The 682-nt window shown below is 41.5% G+C and carries 1 pseudogene; it reads left to right on the top strand.

Annotation, left to right across the window (positions count from 1 at the left end):
• Window positions 1-682: pseudogene (locus KA894_RS14570) on the top strand (IS256-like element ISEnfa4 family transposase); the annotation flags it as partial.

Below are 682 nucleotides of genomic sequence, written 5' to 3'. Positions count from 1 at the left end.
AGTACCCAGAACACGTGATGGTGAATTTTCACCGACGGTGTTTGAGCGTTATCAGCGAAATGAAAAGGCACTGCTCGCTTCAATGCTTGAGATGTATGTTTCAGGCGTTTCGACACGTAAAGTTTCAAAGATTGTTGAAGAGCTATGTGGAAAATCGGTATCGAAATCTTTTGTTTCTAGCCTGACTGAGCAGTTAGACCCGATGGTCAACGAATGGCAGAACCGTTCACTCTCAGGTACGAGTTATCCTTATCTGATGACTGATGTTCTCTACATAAAAGTCCGTGAGGACCATCGAGTGCTTTCTAAAAGCTGCCATATTGCGATCGGGATAACAGAAGGTGGTGATCGTGAAATCATTGGCTTCATGATCCAAAATGAAGAAAGTGATGACACATGGTCCATCTTCTTTGAATACTTAAAAGAACGCGGTCTACAGGGGACAGAACTCATCATTTCTGATGCCCATAAAGGCCTAGTGTCTGCAATTCGTAAGTCATTTACCAACGCAAGTTGGCAGAGATNNGTCCATTTTTTAAGAAACATCTTCAGTTCCATTCCAAAAAAGAATTCAAAACCGTTTAGAGAAGCAGTAAAAGCGATCTTTAAGTTTACGGATATTGAACTCGCTCGAACAGCTAAGAATGCCTTAGTCGGTGAATATATCGACCAGTCTAAATAT

Source organism: Staphylococcus sp. GDY8P131P (assembly GCF_017891975.1).
GTDB classification, from domain to species: domain Bacteria; phylum Bacillota; class Bacilli; order Staphylococcales; family Staphylococcaceae; genus Staphylococcus; species Staphylococcus nepalensis.
Note: the sequence above shows the minus strand (reverse complement) of the source record. Positions and strands in the feature narration are given on the sequence as shown.